This is a genomic window from Legionella qingyii (genome assembly GCF_003990155.1).
GTDB classification, from domain to species: Bacteria; Pseudomonadota; Gammaproteobacteria; order Legionellales; family Legionellaceae; genus Legionella; species Legionella qingyii.
The window spans coordinates 1-18162 of record NZ_RZGX01000021.1 but is presented as its reverse complement, the minus strand read 5'-3'; the positions used below and the strand labels follow the sequence as shown (position 1 = coordinate 18162).

The following is an 18162-nucleotide window of genomic DNA, read 5'->3' as shown; positions in this document are numbered from 1 at the left end:
CATTGCGAGAGAGGTTAGCTAGCATATATTCATACCAATTCAAAATGCACCAAACCTGTCTATTTTTGTAACGAATATCCTTCATCAAGCCAGCCTTGTACTCCAGTTTCCAATGATAAGACATTTGTATAACCCATTTTTTGTAAGTTTTCTGCAACCAAGGCACATCGAAAACCTCCACTACAATATACAACGACTTGGGAACTTAGGTCCGGAATTTTTTTCTCAATATCTCGTTCAATAACTCCTTTGCTTAAGTGAATTGCAGTTGGAATATAGCCTGTATCCCATTCATTAAGCTCGCGCACATCAATGAGATGCATCGGTTCATGGCGGTCAAGTTTTTCTTTTAATGCTTTTGGAGTTATTTCTTTAATTCGACTTTTGGATTCAGCAACCAATTTTAAAAATCCTTGCGCATGCTGTTTCATTTCCCTCTCCTAACGTTAAGTTTTATCTTATGTTCCATAATTTATTGCAATTTTTAATCTCTATTTACATACATTCCCAGCAAGAACAATATTTACACTTAATGCTATAATTATAATCAAAGAATCTAAGTTCGATTATTTTAAATCGTTGGAGTGTTCTTGATGAAAGCAAAACAATTTTTTAGCCATGTAAGGCAACCTCGCAAAGGTGAGTACTCATACTCCAATGTTGTATTAGATTATCTAAATACTCGACAAAGTTCAATTTTAAAAGATTTTAAAGCGGTTTATAAAACAAATTTGCATTCGAGGCATGATACATTTCCAAATTTTGTTGCACATCTAGAAAAGAACAATAAAAAAAATCTGATATTTAGAGGTATGAGCAATAATGAAGTAGCCGATTTTCTAAAAATGAAAAAGTTTTTATGCGCACCCAGCAAAAAGAAACAAGATCATTATAACATTCCTGAACATGTTATTCTTAATAACACAACCAGATTTGGTTCGTTTACACCCTCATTACAAGTTGGTGGAACTTATGCAAGTATGAGTACCATTGTACCCAGCACCGGAGCAATTGTCACAACCAATCTGCCACCTTTTTTTGTTAATCCAAAAGAGATACTGGGTACTCACGAAGAGCTATATAAACGTTATAAAAAACGTTATGACTTAGAAACTGAAATGCATACTGAATTCCAAGGGCTTACGGACGTTTTGGAAACGGCAGCAAAAAACATTGAAATTACTATGATTAGAAATTTTGGTAAAAAATATGTTGGATTAGGAATACACGATGTAAAACAAATTCATCTTCTAACAGTTCCAGGTCAATTATTATGTAATTGGACAAGCATCAAGACTCCTTTACATGAAGTAAGCTTTGAAAATCCAGGATACAAACTTAGAGTTTGCTCTGTTAAAGTAGGTTTTGCAGAGCATGATGCTTATCTTGCTGATGAATTTGAGTTAGTTAATCAAAGAAATCGTGATATGGGACTTATTCCTCCTGATGGCAGAGTGATTACGATGCATGAAGCAAAATACTTAGCCAAATCTGGCATATTGGAAATACTTAACAGTATGTATGAAAATGATGATGAAACATATGTATTTTCACATGTACCGAGCAATATTCCAGTTAACGATATGGACGCCATTCGAGATCATATGATGAAAACAATTGAGGCATTACCTTACATGAGAAAAATAGGTCCTAAAATAGAAGAAATTACTGATGAGGAACCCCAAAAAGAAGGACCTGAACTAGGTTAATTTATATAAGCTCATACTACAGGCTAATGATCAAGTAACGAGTAGGAGTTTTTCGTTATAGAATATCCTTGGATTTTTAGGGACTGTTGCCAATTCACCTCGCCGCCGAAGTGCCCCAGATGAGTTGGCAACATTCCCTGGGATTTGATTTTTAAATAGATAATATTTTTTTTAGCACAATTGCATCTTCAACATGGTTATTTTCTATATAGTAAGCTGGTTTAATTTCAATTTGTTCAAATCCCATGCTTTTATAAAGATGTAATGCTGCTTTATTACTAGGTCTCACTTCAAGAACCACATAATCAATATGCTGTGATTCAATTAATGAATGCAGTACTCTTTCTAAGAACTGCCGCCCATAACCTTTTGATTGAAAAGATTTAGCTATACAGAAATTTAAAATATGGCAGCTCTTATTACTATGTCTAGAAATAATATAACCACCAATAATTAGACTATTTTCAACATCTACTTCAAATACACGACAATCATACCCTACACGTACACAATCCCTTAAAATGTCCCTATACCAAGGAGCAATATGAACATCTTTTTCAATTGCATAAACTTTATCAATATCTGATTCATTCATGCTGCGAATATTAAGTGTCATCCTTGTCACTCCTAAACAAATAATCATACCCCGGTAATGAAGTGCTGTCCCGGTGATTATTGCAATAATTTTCCATGTTGCGTCGCCCGTACTGCTATTAAGTTCAAGATTTTTGTCACCCCGCAAAGGCTCTAAAAATGGATCTCCGCATTCGCGGAGATGACAAAGAGTATAGTCCAAATCACTTAACTTAATGGCAGCACCACTTCGCTGCACCCAGATTGTGTATTACATACTATTCATTAGTTTTTTTCTTTTTTGGCAAATATAGATCAGTAATTGTTCCTTCAAATGCCTCCGCAGCTTGAGCAATAGTCTCAGAAAGTGTCGGATGAGGATGTATTGTTAAAGCAATATCTTCAACATCACAACACATTTCAATAGCTAATGCCGCTTCAGCTATTAAGTCACCGGCATTAATTCCAACAATTCCTGCACCTAATATTCGATTCGTATCAGGGCAGAACAATAATTTAGTCATCCCTTCTTCACGCCCCATACTAAGAGCACGACCACTTGCAGCCCAGGGGAAAGTAGCCTTTTCATAACGTATACTTTTTTCTTTAGCTTCTTTTTCAGTTAGACCCGCCCAAGCAATCTCTGGATCGGTATAAGCGACACTTGCAATACACTTAGGGTCAAAGTAATGTTTTTTACCCGCAATAACTTCCGCAGCAACTTTTCCTTCAGGAATTGCTTTATGTGCGAGCATTGGTTGTCCAACAACGTCACCAATAGCAAAAATATGTGATACATTCGTCCTTTGTTGATTGTCTACTTTGATAAAACCACGCTCATCAACTTTTATTCCAGCTTTTTCTGCATCAATTGCACCACCATTAGGTTTTCTACCAACAGCAACAAGAACCTGTTGAAAACAAAGTGGCTTGTCTGTTGCATGTTCACCTTCCATTGAGACATAAATACCATCTTTTTTGGCTTCAACGGCAGTTACTTTGGTTTTCAAAAGGAATTTAACACCCTTCTTCTGCATGCGTTTTTGCAAAACATTAACCAAATCAAAATCAGCACCTGGGATCAATTGATCCATAAATTCAACAACAGTTACTTCAACACCTAAAGATGCATAAACTGTAGCCATTTCCAGACCAATAATTCCTCCACCCAAAACCAACAAATTTCCTTTAATATCAGCAAGTTCTAAAGCACCTGTTGAACTAAAAATTCGTTTATCTTCGGGAATAAAAGGTAAGTTAATGGATTCAGAACCTACTGCAATGATTGCATTTTCGAATTCAACGTCCACTGCCCCATCTTTAGTAGCGACAGTTACTTGATGCGTACCTGAAAACTTACCTAAACCTGTAACGACTTCGACTTTACGCTGTTTTGCTAATGTCTTCAAACCACCTGTTAATTTGGATACTACTGAATTTTTCCATGCAACGATTTTTTTACTATCCAACTTGGGTTTTCCAAAGCTAACACCTTGTTCGGACATTTCATGAGCTTCATCAACAACTTTTGCAATATGCAATAATGCCTTGGAAGGGATGCAACCTACGTTCAAGCAAACACCACCTAGTGAATCATAACGCTCGACCAATACTACCTTTTTTCCCAAATCTGCTGCTCTAAATGCCGCTGTGTATCCACCAGGGCCGCTTCCTAATACAACGACATCTGCTTTTATTTTGTTAGCCATTACAAGCCTCTTCAATTAGATATTATAAAAAAAATTAGAGTAAAATTCGTCTTATATCACTTAAGCAATCGCAAATAAAACGAGTAAAACGCGCCGCCTCAGCCCCATCTATAACACGATGATCATAAGAGAGAGACAAAGGCAGCATTAACCTTGGTTGGAAGGTACCATTTTCATAGACGGGTTTTATTTCCGAGCGAGATAATCCAAGGATAGCTACTTCAGGACTATTCACTATAGGTGTAAATGCTGTACCACCAATTCCACCTAAGCTGGAAATAGTAAAGCATCCTCCTGACATATCTGTTGGCATTAAGCCTTTATCTCGGGCTTTGGTACTTAAACGTGTCATTTCAGCCGCAATTTCAGCAACAGTTAACTTATCGACATTTTTGATAACAGGGACAACCAAACCGTTCGGTGTTTCTACAGCAATACCTATATTGCAATATTTTTTATAAATAAGATTGGCGCCAGTGGCATCTAAAGATGCATTAAATTGAGGGAATGTTTTTAATGCTTTACTGACTACGGCACAAACGAATGCCAGCAATGTCAGTTTATATCCTTTTTCTTTAGCATGCTCTGATTCAGATTTCCTGAATGCTTCAACATTGGTAATGTCTGCTGCATCAAACTGGGTGACATGAGGGATTGTTATCCAAGATCGATGAACATTAACTCCAGTAAGCCTTTTAATTTTATTAAGTGGCTTGGTTTCAATGTCACCAAATTGAGAAAAGTCAATTACGGGGTTAGGTGGAATGCCAAAAGAACCTTGATTTGGTTGTTCGCTAAGACGCCTTTTCACATAAGCTTGTACATCTTCTTTAGTAATACGATCTTTACGACCACTACCTTTAACTTCCGCCAGATTCACACCAAATTCTCGAGCTAAGCGTCTTACTGCAGGGCCTGCAGCAATTAATTTTGAAGAATCTACTTGCTCAGTAAGAACTGGTTGCTGGGAAGTTGCTTCGATTTTATTAAACTCTATTGCGCTTGATGTTTCAGGAGAACTTGCTGGCTTCTGCTCAGCTGCAGGCGCTATTTTTTCTTCCGCTTGCGAGCCATTTTCTGTAGCAACTAAAAGAATCAAATCACCTTCAGATACCTTATCACCTACTTTAACATTTAGTTTAGTAACTTTTCCTGATACCGGTGAAGGAATCTCCATACTGGCTTTATCTGATTCCAAAGTAATGAGTGGGGTATCCACCTCAATTTGCTCCCCAACTTCAACCATTACCTCAATCACGTCAACATGGCTTGCGCCACCTATATCGGGAATTTTAACTTCCTTTACCTGTTCAGATTTCTTTTCTTGTGAAACCATAGGCTCATTTTTCTCAACATTGACAGGTTCTATTTTAGAAGCTTGAGCTTGAATTTCATTTTCTTTTTCAATATTCGCTTTTTCTTCAATTGTGGCAAAAAGAATCACATCACCTTCAGATACTTTATCACCTACTTTAATATTCAGTTTTGTGACTTTCCCAGCAACTGGAGAAGGAATTTCCATGCTAGCTTTATCTGATTCTAAAGTAACGAGTGGAGTATCAACTTCTACTTGATCTCCTACTTGAACCATTATTTCAATCACATCAACCTGAGTCGCTCCACCAATATCAGGAATCTTAACTTCTATTTCGTTTGACATGTCTTTCCTCAAAAGGTTACTCAGTGTATTCAAATCATGACTGTGTTGGAAACATACCTAAGCGATTACTGTATGTTCCAATACAATCACAACCTGGATTACTAAGCCTACTATATACTTTTAATTCTAATGATTAACCGGATTTAATTTATCAGGATTAATGTTATAGCGCTTCATGGCATCCACAACTTTGGATTTATCGATACTGCCCTCAGCGACTAAAGCATTCAATGCCGCTAGAACGATAAATTTAGCATCTACTTCAAAGAAATGACGTAAACGTTCTCTCGTATCACTTCTTCCATAACCATCAGTACCCAAAGTTATATAGTGATTAGGTACAAACGGTCTAATTTGATCTGCATAAATTCTTAAATAATCTGTTGCAGCAATCACAGGTCCTGGTCTACCTTCTAATTGAGTTGTAACATAACTTTTTTGTTCCTTTTCCTTAGGATGCATTGCATTATAGCGTTCCACAGCTAAACCATCCCTTCTTAATTCATTAAAGCTTGTAACACTCCAAATATCTGCAGTCACACCATAATCATCTTTTAACATTTGTGCTGCTTTAATTACTTCACGCAGAATGGTACCACTTCCCATTAGCTGTACATGTTGTTTCGATTTCTTCTTGGTTTCTTGCAATACATACATTCCTTTAATGATTCCCTCTTCAACCCCTTTTGGCATATCTGGATGCATGTAGTTTTCATTCATTACTGTAATGTAATAAAAAATATTTTCCTGCTTCTCATACATACGATACAAACCGTTTTGAATGATCACAGCAAGTTCATAAGCATAAGTAGGATCATAAGAGACACAATTTGGAATTGTTGAAGCGTATAAATGACTATGTCCATCTTGATGTTGTAACCCTTCGCCAGCAAGTGTTGTTCGTCCAGCAGTTCCGCCTAATAGAAATCCTCTGGCCTGCATATCCCCTGCAGCCCATGCCAAATCGCCAATACGTTGAAATCCAAACATTGAATAATAAATATAAAATGGGATCATAGCCAATTTGTTCGAACTGTAAGAGGTCGCTGCGGCAATCCACGAGCAAAAAGCTCCTGCCTCATTAATTCCTTCCTCAAGAATTTGTCCATCTTTTGCTTCACGATAAAACATGACTTGTTCATGATCTACCGGTGTATAAAGTTGACCAACTGGAGAATAAATACCGATTTGTCTAAATAAACCTTCCATCCCAAAAGTTCTACATTCATCAGGAACGATTGGAACGATACGTGAACCGATTTCCTTACTTCTCAACAAGGTTGAAAGAATACGCACAAATGCCATCGTTGTTGAAATTTCACGGTCACCTAACCCTTTGGTAACTGCTGAAAACTCAGCTAGGTCAGGAGCCTTTAGAGGATCAACTTTGGTAGTGCGTGAGGGCAAATACCCGCCCAACATTTCTCTTTGTTTTTTAATATATTTAATTTCGGGACTATCATCTGCAGGTTTATAAAATGGTATTTCTGCAATTTGGTCATCACTGATAGGAATACTAAATCGATCTCTGAATGCCTTCAGTTGATCCACAGTCATCTTCTTTTGCTGGTGGGTAATATTTTGACCTTCACCAGCTGCTCCCATTCCATAGCCTTTAATTGTTTTTGCTAAAATAACCGTTGGCGATCCTTTATGTTCCACAGCTTTAGCATAGGCAGCATAAACTTTTTGAGGATCATGGCCACCTCGATTCAATCTCCAGATTTCTTCATCTGAATAATTCTCGACCATTTTCTTTAATTCTGGATATTCATTAAAGAAATGTTGTCGGACATAGGCACCATTATTTGCTTTGTAAGCTTGATAGTCACCATCAACACACTCTTCCATGCGTTTTTGCAACCAGCCATCCTTATCACGCGCAAGCAATGGATCCCAGCGTCCACCCCAAATGACTTTAATTACATTCCAACCGGCACCACGGAATAATCCTTCTAGTTCTTGAATAATTTTGCCATTGCCACGTACTGGGCCATCAAGTCGCTGTAAATTACAATTCACAACAAAAATAAGATTATCAAGTTTTTCTCGTGCGGCAATGCTTAAAGCCCCTACTGACTCAGGCTCATCCATTTCACCATCACCAAGAAATGCCCATACTTTTCTATTTTCGTTATTAATTAACCCTCGATTTTCTAGATATTTTAAAAATCGGGCTTGATAAATAGCTTGTAAAGGGCCTAATCCCATAGATACAGTAGGAAATTGCCAAAACTCACTCATCAACCAAGGATGTGGGTATGAAGATAAACCATCAACCTCTACTTCTTGTCTGAATTTACTTAATTGCTCTTCTGTCAGTCGTCCCTCAAGGAAGGCACGTGCGTAAATACCGGGGGAAGAATGACCTTGGATATATAGTAAATCACCGCCATGCTCACCATTTGGTCCTTTAAAAAAGTAATTAAAACCTGTTTCATACAAAGTAGATGATGAAGCATAAGAGGCAATATGTCCACCTAGTTCAGGAGCATATTTTCCTGCACGCAATACCATTGCCACAGCATTCCAACGAATCAATGCGCTAATCCGTTTGCCAATACCTTCATCGGGAGGTATTTGCTTTTCTTCATGCAAATTAATGGTATTTCTGTAAGGTGTATTAATTGAACTGGCTAAGTTGACCCCTTCCGCATTCGCTTTATTAAGAAGCTGTTTTAAAAGAAAAGCTCCTCGTTGGGGACCATCATTGATTAATACAGCTTGCAGGGCATCCAGCCATTCACGTGTTTCTATAGGATCCAAATCTAAATTATTTTCATTTGCCATGAAAGTGTTCCCCGAAATCTATTAAACTCAATAAGGTACAGCTTGTAATTTTTTTGGAATTACACCCGTGCAACCTTTCTTACAAATTGTGAAATCTGATAAGCAATCACATGTTACTTTGCGGCATTGTAGTGGATCGCGGTAAGAATTCAACTCACGCATCACCTTTTTGCCTTCAACTTTCCGCTCATGCACATATTTTGCAAAATTTTTTTCTGCTTCCCTTTGAGATGCATGGGAACATGTTGAGCAATTATTAACACAATTTTGTCTACAAAAATCAAAATGTTGCACACAAGTCCTATTACATTGTTCTAATGTTTGGCCTTTTAGTGCATTTTGTTGCAATCCATGACAACCGCCAAGCAGTAATATTATAGTGCAACAAACTAGCCGCAAAAAAGAATTCATATAGATAATATCCACAAAATTATTATGTAGCTTAACTACGTTAGCTCAATACCACTGTTAACTCATCTACAACCAGGTAATTAATGTAAATAAAGCAATAAAAACCAACATAACAATAATTGCATGTTCAACCAATCCCTCTGCTACTGGCATAGGAATTTCTTCTGTTTCATTTGTTTTAACTGCTTGTAATCCACATTCACGTAACATGTCACTATTTACATCAGGTTTAGCAAGAAAGTAACTGGCGAATAAAGAAAAACCTCGTTGGAAATTTCCCACAAGTAAAAAAAGTAATACGGTTATGCGAGCAGGAATCCATTCTAGCAAATCAGTAATTTCATTTGCTTGCTCACCGACGAAATGAATATCACGACATAAAGTAATCAATCGGTATGCCAATGCGCCAATAGGCCCAGCGATGATATACCAAAATACAAGAGAAAATAATTGTCTATTGACTAAAATAAAATAGTCCCCTACGAGCTCTTGGTTGCTCTTGACTTCTGATTGTACTATTGGATAAAAAAGATTTTGAGGGCCAAGGCAATAAAAGAAAATCACCAAACTTAAAAGAAATCCCATCAAACCAAATACTATAGGATGCAGTAATAGATAAATGATGGATACAAGCAGTAAAATAGGCACTATCATTAACGCCAAGAGCGCCCATGGATTATTAAGAACACTATGCTTATCGCCTACATTTTTGATTTTTTGACAATAATCTGAAAACCAATAAAATCGCTGGTAGGAAATAGAGTGAATCAAAAAACGTTCACTTAATAAACACAATAATATTACTAATAATTTCATTATTTAATCCTTACGCATTTTATCAGAGAATGCTATGGGGGTTGGGTATTTCAATACAACAAAATAGGATGACACGATAAAGGTTAAAATAGTAGTTGCTTGAATTAAATTTGAAGCTTTATCCGAAATAAGCTGAGTGCTTAAAGCAATGCTAGCTACAAGCAATGAAAACTCACTCGCTTGTCCTAAACGAATACCCACCTCTTTCGCAACATGTTTTTTTTCGCCAGATTTTCCAAGAAGCAAATAAAATAAAACCGGTTTAAACAGCAACACTAAAGCAGATAAAATAAGCGCAGGAATTACAACTTGCTGGGCCAAACCAAAGTTAAAAGTTGCCCCAATTGAAAAGAAAAACATAACCAGGAAAAAATCCCTTAAAGGCTTGAGGCTCTCTGCAATAAAAAGGGAAATTGGGCTTGCTGCCAACGCAACTCCAGCAATAAAAGCACCAATATCTTCTGAAAGACCCATCTTTTGCGCAAGAACAGACAAACCCAGGCACCAGCCAATTGATAATAAAAATACATATTCCTGAGTTCTGTCAAAACGAGCCAGTAACCGTATTAAAACATATTTCTCAAAAGCAAAAGCAAAAAGACACAATGCAGGTAAATTAATCCCTACTAAAATAATATCATCAATGGAAAAACCACCCGTTTGTTGAGCGCCATTAATTAAGATCAGTACAATGATTGCAATGACGTCCTGCATAAGCAACACGCTTATCATCACTTCGCCAGTATGTTGATGGTGCAGAATAGTCGTGGGTAATAATTTCAAACCAATTATAGTGCTTGAAAACATCATTGAAGCGCCCAAAATCCATGATTCGGTCACAGTTAATCCAAAGAATCTGCCAATCCAATATGCAGTCACAGCAAACATAACAGAACTAATTAAAGCAATCCAGGTAACTTTCTTTAACATGTGCACGAGATTTTGTGGTTGCAAATGCAATCCAAGCAGGAATAATAGGAAAACTATTCCAACATCACCAATTTGTTTGACAATACTCACATCAGATACAAGTTTTAGACCCCATGGTCCAAATACTGCGCCGAGAAGGATATACGCAACCAGCAAAGATTGTTTGGTATAAAGAACCAGGGTTGATAAAAATGCAGCGCCTGCGAAAATTAAGAATATTGTATAAAACACAGAGCCATCATGCATTGATTTTGTACCTCAATATTAAAATAAAACCGACTTTAATTAAAAAAAAACTGTAAGCCTGAATAAGCGCAAAAAAACAAGAAGTTGAATACAAATAAAGAGCGTATACTGTGCTTTTACCCAAGGCTACAATTTTATTACTATTAGTAATTCTAACGTTCTGAAAATTTGACGCAATAATTTTAACCATTAATCCATTAATTAGCTATCAATATTCAATATGAATCAAATCAAAACGGAAAAAGATCCCGTTACTCCATTAAGCGCTAATTTGTGCTTCAAACTATCGGCCATATTTTTTGAACCAAATGGACCAACCCTCACGATATAATGTTGCTTATAGTGTTCGATATAAACTGGAGATGGAGTGATACGTGCTAATTTATCTTTTAAGCGTTTTGCTAGAATTTCGGTTGTAAAAGCACCTGCCTGAAGATAATAATGCGCCTGCCCAGCCGGTCCCATTAATGTTTCAATTTCAACAGGTGCAGTTCCTTTCGGAAAGACTCCTAGTTTTAAAGCCGCAGCATAGGATAAATCGATAATTCTATCAGAATGAAATGGCCCTCGATCATTTACTTTAACAATTGCAACTTTTCCATTATTCAAATTTTTAACTTTTACATAAGTAGGTAAAGGTAAGGTCTTATGTGCAGCAGACATCACATACATATCATAAGGCTCACCACTTGAAGTTCTTTGTTTGTGGAATTTTGTTCCATACCAGGAAGCAATCCCCCTTGCTTTATATCCCGTTGAACTCCTCATCACTTGATATGAGCGACCATCAACAGAATATTCTGATATGTTGCCATATCGACTTAAAGGTTCCTTGGCGGGCACAGGTTCCTTAAAACTGATATGCCTCAATTTAGTGGGTGCTCCATCTTGAACTTGAGTATATCGATTCCCTTTGTTCTTATAACGATTATATATGGAATTATTGGAATTCTTATTATTTTGAGTTACTTGTCGTGTAGGCTGCTTTGTTTTTGATGATGCAGAATCAAGAGACTGATTTGTAGTTTGACAACCTGCTAATATAATCGTCACGGCAATAAGTATCTTTCGCATAATTTCTAGTTTTAATTATTGTTTTCTGGCTAATATACAGAAATATCAGATAATTTCGAAGATTTATTTTATTTTGGAAAAAATTTCATTATTTTTCATCTGCTATTTTGTTGCCTGCAAAAGGCTGTGGTAGTACTATATCCACATTTTTGTAATCGGACTAGATAACAACATGACAAGAACAACGTCTATTTTATTGACAACACTGTTTATCATTACTTTATTTGTACAGTCAACTAACTCTATGGCTGAGGAAGGTACTTTACCAACAAAACCTACTGCAGATCTGGAAAGACCCTCACCTACGGTGAATAATAAACCTTTAGTTACTCCTGCAGCTCCAATGCTTAATGCCAAGGCCTACATACTGATCGATGTAAACAGTGGCAAAATTATTGCTGAGAAAAACAGTGAAGAGCGTTTGCCTCCCGCAAGCTTAACGAAAATGATGACGTTATATGTTATATCTAATGCCCTGCATCATGAACAAATTCATCTCACTGATAACGTTCGAGTGAGTCGTGATGCCTGGAAAATAGGTGGTTCTCGCATGTTTATCAAAGAGGGCCAACAAGTTCCTGTTGAAGACCTGCTCAAAGGGATTATCGTAGACTCAGGCAATGATGCATGTGTTGCTATGGCAGAACATGTTGGTGGCACTGAAAATTCATTCACTGATCTTATGAATCAGCAGGCTCAAAACCTTGGAATGAAAAACAGTCATTTTACTGATAGTACTGGTTTGCCTGACCCTAATCTATATACCACCGCAAAAGATTTAGCGATCCTTGGAAGAGCATTAATTGTTGATTTCCCTCAATATTATGATTGGTATAAGCAAAAATGGTTTACCTATAATGGCATTCGTCAACCCAATAGAAATCGCTTGTTATGGCGCGATAATCAAGTGGATGGTATAAAGACTGGTCATACGAATGAAGCAGGTTTTTGTCTTGTATCCTCTGCAAAACGAGACAATATGCGTTTACTTGCTGTTGTCCTTGGTGAACCAAGCGACTCTTCTCGTGCTGATGATAGTGAAAAACTACTAAACTATGGTTTTAGATTTTTTGAAACACATCAGCTTTATAAGTCAGGACAATCAATTTCCGAGCTTCCACTTTATAAAGGGAGTGTTGATAAGATAACTGTAGGCTTAAATGAAGATCAATACATTACTATTCCTACTGGCCAGTATCAACGTCTTAATATTTCTACTAAAGTTCCCTCATACCTGGAGGCACCAATTAAGAAAGGTGATAAAATAGGTGATTTGGTGGTTCAATTTGATAATAACGTTGTATCAACCCGACCTCTTTATGCTTTGCAAGATGTTGAATCAGGTGGTATTTATACTCGAACAAAAGACTCAATCCGTTTGGCTTTTAAACGCTGGTTTGGCTCTTAGGATTTATAGGGTATAAGGATGGAAAAAACAACTTTAATTGAATTTCCCTGTTATTTTCCTATAAAAATAATAGGGAATAATTCAACTGTCTTTCTTGAAGAGATCAGAGAAATTACCGTCACACACTTTCCTAATATTGCGGAAGATGCGCTGACTCATAAAATGAGTAAAGATTCGAATTATTTAGCTATAACTGTTACTGTTTATGCTGAAAATCAAGAGATACTGGATACATTTTATAGAGCCATTACGCAGCATCCAGAAGTAAAAATGGTTCTATAATGAAAATACGACAGCTAGGTATTCAAAATTACAATGATGTTTGGCTGCAAATGAAAGAATTTACACAAAACCGTGATGTAAATACCCAAGATGAACTTTGGTTATTAGAACACTCCCCTGTCTATACGCAAGGACAAGCAGGTAAACCCGAACACATACTTAATCCTGCATCCATACCCGTTGTGCAATCAGATCGAGGAGGACAAGTAACCTACCATGGACCAGGCCAGCTCGTTGCCTATGTTTTAATGGATATCAGTAGGAAAAACCTAGGTATAAGATCATTGGTGAGTCAATTAGAACAGATCTTAATTTCTGTTCTTGCACAGTATCAAATAGAAGGTTCTATTCGTTGTGGAGCACCTGGGGTTTATGTTAATGATAAAAAAATAGCCTCAATCGGTTTAAGAGTAAAAAATGGTTGTACTTATCACGGAATTGCACTTAATGTTGATATGGACTTAAAACCTTTTTCAGGAATAAATCCATGTGGATTTGCAAAAATGGAAATGACTCAAATAAGCAAGTTTGTTCCATCTGTGCAAATAGAGGAAGTAAATCAGCATTTCGTGCAATATTTTCTGCAACAATTTTATCCCTGAAATAAATATGAACTTGTTCGTAGATTATGTACAGCCACTTACTGACTGGTTGCAACAGAACCCTCACTGGTCTTTATTTATCACGTTTTTAATTTCCCTGACTGAGTCTCTAGCGATTGTGGGTAGTATTGTACCTGGCAGTGTTACCATGACTGCCATTGGAATACTTGCGGGCTCAGGGATTATGCGTATTGATCTTACGTTATTATCTGCGATTTTAGGAGCGGTTGCTGGTGATAGTCTTAGTTATCTCCTGGGGTATTACTATAGTGACCGGTTGACTGAAATTTGGCCATTTAGTAAGTATCCACGTTGGCTACAATATGGCAAAGATTTTTTTGAAACACACGGTGGTAAAAGTGTACTAATTGGTCGCTTTGTGGGTCCTCTACGCTCAATTATTCCCGTCATTGCAGGTATACTGCATATGAAGCAATGGCGATTTTTTGTAGCAAATGTTATATCAGCGATTGGCTGGTCTCTTTTATACATAATGCCTGGTGTTGCAATAGGAGCTGCGAGTCATGAACTATCCACTGAAAGTGCAACGCGCTTATTTATATTAATTCTTATTTTGCTTGCTGGACTTTGGTTTATTAGTTTATTTATAAAACGAATAATTGGATTATTAAGTTCTATTTTAAAATTACACTTACACACCTTTTGGCTAAAGCTAAAAAATAACTCTATTTTTGTTTATGTGTATCAGGTAATTACACCTCGTGGCGAATCAAATCACTATCACACTGCTGCCATTGTATTGATAACTGTCATTTGTCTGCTTTTTTTCCTTATCCTCTTAGGCTTAACTGCATCGACTCAATATCTAACGTTGGTTAATTATCCAGCTTATTTATTCTTACAAAGTTTTAACACACCAACATTAAAAATATTTTTTATCTTTTGTAGTCAATTAGCCTCTACAACAACGATAATCAGTCTCTTTATCATTTGTTGTTGCTGGTTTATTTACAGCAAAAATAAAGCGGCAGTTATTTATTTATCTAGCCTCACTATATTTAGTATTTTATTAGCCCTATCACTTGGATATTTTATTCATAGCCCAAGGCCTGCTGGATTATTGATTGTGATGCCTGGTTCTTCATTTCCCGCAGTTAATCTTTTGATTGCTACAGCATTGTATGGATTTATTTTATTTTACATCAATAATACCTACGACTTGTTCATCAACATGTCAAAGCCTGTTGTATACTCTGTTCTTGGCTTGAGTGGTTTAGGTGCTCTTTATTTAGGAGATTATTGGCTTACAGATATTTTAGCATCCTACTTTGCCGGTACAGCAATTTGCTTAATTCACTGCTTGATTTATAGAAAATCTAATATTCTGCAAAAAAAAGCAATACCTTCAGTATTAATGATTTCTCTGCTTTTTATCGGAGTTCTTTTATCTTCATTTGGATCCACTTATCTGAATTTTAAAACTATATCTTATAGCCATACGCCCTATCATAAAAAATTTACTTTGAGCGAAAAAACATGGTGGGAACAAGAGAAGCCTACTCTACCCATTTATCAATTCAGTAGGATAGGTAAGCGAATTAGTTTATTAAACCTTCAATTCTCAGGTAATTTGGATACGTTGCAAAGTAATCTTGAAAAAAATGGATGGAAATCACACACAGATTCATTTTTTACCAACTTACTTCGACGAATAAGTCAAAAACCAAATAGCATTAAACTGCCATTACTTACTCAGTTATATGAGAATAAAGCACCTATGCTGATCATGACCTATACAGATCAACAAACCAAGTTATCTTTGGAATTAAGAATTTGGGAATCAAGTTTTAACTTCTTAGAATCAAACCAACCCCTATGGATTGGTAGTGTGCATCCGTCCAATCGCCCGAACAAGCAAATGAGTAATCAGGGCTATTTTCCAAACCCAATCAACCCACTAAATTATATGTTTAAATCTGAAAATCCTTTTGCAGTTAAACAAATCAAATTGCCAGAGACTATGATTAAAACAACAATATATCCAACACAGCCCTACTTAACGCTTATTAAAGAAAAATGCATCGACAATACCAATACCTATTAATAAATTGACAGGCTTAACTCATTAAGATAATTTGTTTGGACATTTTGTCCGGATGTACTTCAGAATCATATCTTTCCTTCAAGATAATTCATTTTAAAACTCTGGTATGGACAGCGTGACTATAGTTCATGAAACCAAAGCTCAAGCCACCCATAATCTATACATATACGAAAAATACTGTTATAACTATATAGTTTTAAAGTAAATATCACTTAATTTTGAGAGTATGGCTCAAATGTATACACTGGGAAAATTAATACAAAGTCTTTTTCCATTAATTGCTCTAGTACTCTTTATTATTGGAATTAAAAGAAAAGCTATTTATTACATCATTTCATCTCTTTGGCTTAGCCTTATTGCGCTACTCATTCATTTTCAGTTCTCTGGAAATCAAATTTTTGGAACCTATTTTAACTATCTTAATGCCGGAATCTATTCGTTTAATTTACTTATCTTGCTACTTGCCTTAATACTAGTCATATCGCATTTAAGTATAAATGGTCCTACTTTTAAATACACATATACCTTGATTAATGCATTTTTAGTTGTAGGAGCATTTATTGTTATTAGTAATCTGTGGATTAATGCTTTTTTTATAGAAAATAAGATGGAAGGAACGCCCATAATGCAAGTGGCTCTCTTTGAAAAACCTGGGTATTGCGATAGTAAGTATGTATTTTATAAAATTGATAGTGACAGCTCAGTCGCGTATCTTTGTCCAAACCATTATGGTTTATTACCCTCCATAGGACATTTAGCAACGAGTCCCGATTTCATTGCGACACAATTATCATTACCAATAAAAAAACAAATACTATTAAAACAAAAAAATAAAAGTTAAACGTATTGATACGTTCCAAGTAGAGAATCAATAAAATAGAATAAAGCACTACGTAATTTTATTTAAGAGAGAAGTCTGGGAGGTTAAATTGTTCTTTGCATTAATATTTGATAACATGCCAACAATCCATCACTCTAGTATTTCTATGAAACGGTTATTTGCATTTGTCATAATGATATTTAGCCTTAATTGCTATCCTATGGCTCCTAAGCTTAATTGGGATCAAGCAGTAGACCGAGCAATAAAACGATATGGCTTACGTGTTGAACCACAACTGAAATCTTATTTCTCCAAAGCAAAGGTAAGTTATCCCCCGAGTAATATTGCTTTACTTGCCTTTAAATCAGAAAGAAAAGTTGAACTCTGGGCTAAGAACTCTAATCAATCATGGAAACATATCCATGACTACCCTTTAACTGGATTCAGTGGTCGTCTAGGTCCTAAGTTACGTGAGAATGATAAACAAATTCCCGAGGGTGTCTATAAGTTAGTCAATTTTAATCCATTCAGTAGCATGCATTTGTCAATGATGATTAATTATCCCAATAATTTTGATAAACAAAAAGGTTATCAAGATGGGAGAAGAAATTTAGGCAATAATATTTTTATTCATGGGAAAAATTTATCTGTAGGTTGTTTAGCTGTAGGCGATCTTGCTATAGATCAGCTTTTTGTTTTGGCACGACGTGTTGGTTTAAATAATATTCAGGTAATTATTGCACCTAACGATTTGCGTAAAAGCAAGCCCTCTACCACCACATTTGCGCAGCCCCGATGGCTTCCTGAATTATATAAGCAAATTGCAGAATCATTAAAACCTTTTGATAAAGAAAAAAATTATACTGCTTAAAATCTAGGGGTCTAATAACATTTCATTTAGTTCCGCCTAATTCCCGCGCTTTATGCCTGAGAGATGGTCACAAAGAGTGACCATTATTTTTAAAAAAAGAATAATTTTTTTTGAAGTGCATGAAGATATGTGATCCAATATATTTTCGACATTATAAGGGTTCACCATCATGCACTTGACTGAATTATTACATAAA

At 36.1% G+C, this 18162-nt stretch carries 15 protein-coding genes; 7 read left to right on the top strand and 8 right to left on the bottom strand.

The window, feature by feature from the left end:
- Positions 1-59: 59 nt before the first annotated feature.
- Entirely contained in the window at positions 60-431 is a 372-nt protein-coding gene (locus tag ELY20_RS13980) for a rhodanese-like domain-containing protein (protein ID WP_110143428.1), read from the bottom strand.
- 162 nt (positions 432-593) lie between these two features.
- Here ELY20_RS13980 and ELY20_RS13975 point away from each other — a divergent pair, with 162 nt between their 5' ends.
- Positions 594-1709, top strand: a complete 1116-nt coding sequence (locus tag ELY20_RS13975) for a hypothetical protein (RefSeq protein WP_110143429.1) — start codon at positions 594-596, stop codon at positions 1707-1709.
- A gap of 151 nt (positions 1710-1860) precedes the next feature.
- On the opposite strand, the gene rimI is transcribed toward ELY20_RS13975, so the two are convergent.
- From rimI to ELY20_RS13935, 7 genes are all read right to left on the bottom strand, one after another.
- On the bottom strand, positions 1861-2325 hold the full coding sequence (rimI, locus tag ELY20_RS13970) for a ribosomal protein S18-alanine N-acetyltransferase (RefSeq protein ID WP_110143444.1): 465 nt from the start codon (positions 2323-2325) through the stop codon (positions 1861-1863).
- Between the two features lie 235 nt (positions 2326-2560).
- The gene (lpdA, locus tag ELY20_RS13965) at positions 2561-3991 is read right to left on the bottom strand and encodes a dihydrolipoyl dehydrogenase (protein WP_110143430.1); all 1431 of its coding nucleotides are present in this window, start codon (positions 3989-3991) and stop codon (positions 2561-2563) included.
- Positions 3992-4025: 34 nt separating this feature from the next.
- Positions 4026-5651: a dihydrolipoyllysine-residue acetyltransferase gene (aceF, locus tag ELY20_RS13960; RefSeq protein WP_110143431.1), complete on the bottom strand. Its 1626-nt coding sequence runs from the start codon at positions 5649-5651 to the stop codon at positions 4026-4028.
- A gap of 126 nt (positions 5652-5777) precedes the next feature.
- A complete protein-coding gene (aceE, locus tag ELY20_RS13955; RefSeq protein ID WP_165831625.1) occupies positions 5778-8441 on the bottom strand; it encodes a pyruvate dehydrogenase (acetyl-transferring), homodimeric type in 2664 nt (887 codons plus the stop codon).
- Positions 8442-8918: 477 nt separating this feature from the next.
- Complete coding sequence (locus tag ELY20_RS13945; protein ID WP_110143434.1) at positions 8919-9668, bottom strand: hypothetical protein; 750 nt, start codon at positions 9666-9668, stop codon at positions 8919-8921.
- 3 nt (positions 9669-9671) lie between these two features.
- Positions 9672-10844 carry a cation:proton antiporter gene (locus ELY20_RS13940; RefSeq protein WP_110143435.1) on the bottom strand — a complete coding sequence of 391 codons (1173 nt, stop codon included), beginning with the start codon at positions 10842-10844 and terminating at the stop codon, positions 9672-9674.
- A gap of 225 nt (positions 10845-11069) precedes the next feature.
- Positions 11070-11918: a septal ring lytic transglycosylase RlpA family protein gene (locus ELY20_RS13935; RefSeq protein WP_110143437.1), complete on the bottom strand. Its 849-nt coding sequence runs from the start codon at positions 11916-11918 to the stop codon at positions 11070-11072.
- Positions 11919-12090: 172 nt separating this feature from the next.
- Here ELY20_RS13935 and ELY20_RS13930 point away from each other — a divergent pair, with 172 nt between their 5' ends.
- From ELY20_RS13930 to ELY20_RS13905, 6 genes are all read left to right on the top strand, one after another.
- Positions 12091-13326: a D-alanyl-D-alanine carboxypeptidase family protein gene (locus ELY20_RS13930; RefSeq protein ID WP_165831626.1), complete on the top strand. Its 1236-nt coding sequence runs from the start codon at positions 12091-12093 to the stop codon at positions 13324-13326.
- An 18-nt stretch (positions 13327-13344) separates the two neighbouring features.
- Positions 13345-13608, top strand: a complete 264-nt coding sequence (locus ELY20_RS13925; protein ID WP_110143439.1) for an HP0495 family protein — start codon at positions 13345-13347, stop codon at positions 13606-13608.
- Entirely contained in the window at positions 13608-14210 is a 603-nt protein-coding gene (lipB, locus tag ELY20_RS13920) for a lipoyl(octanoyl) transferase LipB (RefSeq protein WP_110143440.1), read from the top strand. The genes ELY20_RS13925 and lipB overlap by 1 nt, the downstream gene beginning before the upstream one ends.
- A 7-nt stretch (positions 14211-14217) precedes the next feature.
- Positions 14218-16275: a bifunctional DedA family/phosphatase PAP2 family protein gene (locus ELY20_RS13915; RefSeq protein WP_110143441.1), complete on the top strand. Its 2058-nt coding sequence runs from the start codon at positions 14218-14220 to the stop codon at positions 16273-16275.
- A 235-nt stretch (positions 16276-16510) separates the two neighbouring features.
- Positions 16511-17116 (top strand): type I secretion system protein LssZ, encoded by a 606-nt coding sequence (locus ELY20_RS13910; RefSeq protein WP_110143445.1) that lies wholly within the window; start codon positions 16511-16513, stop codon positions 17114-17116.
- A gap of 145 nt (positions 17117-17261) precedes the next feature.
- Positions 17262-17966, top strand: coding sequence for a L,D-transpeptidase family protein (locus ELY20_RS13905; RefSeq protein WP_110143446.1), 705 nt, complete (start codon positions 17262-17264; stop codon positions 17964-17966).
- The last annotated feature ends 196 nt before the right edge of the window (positions 17967-18162 follow it).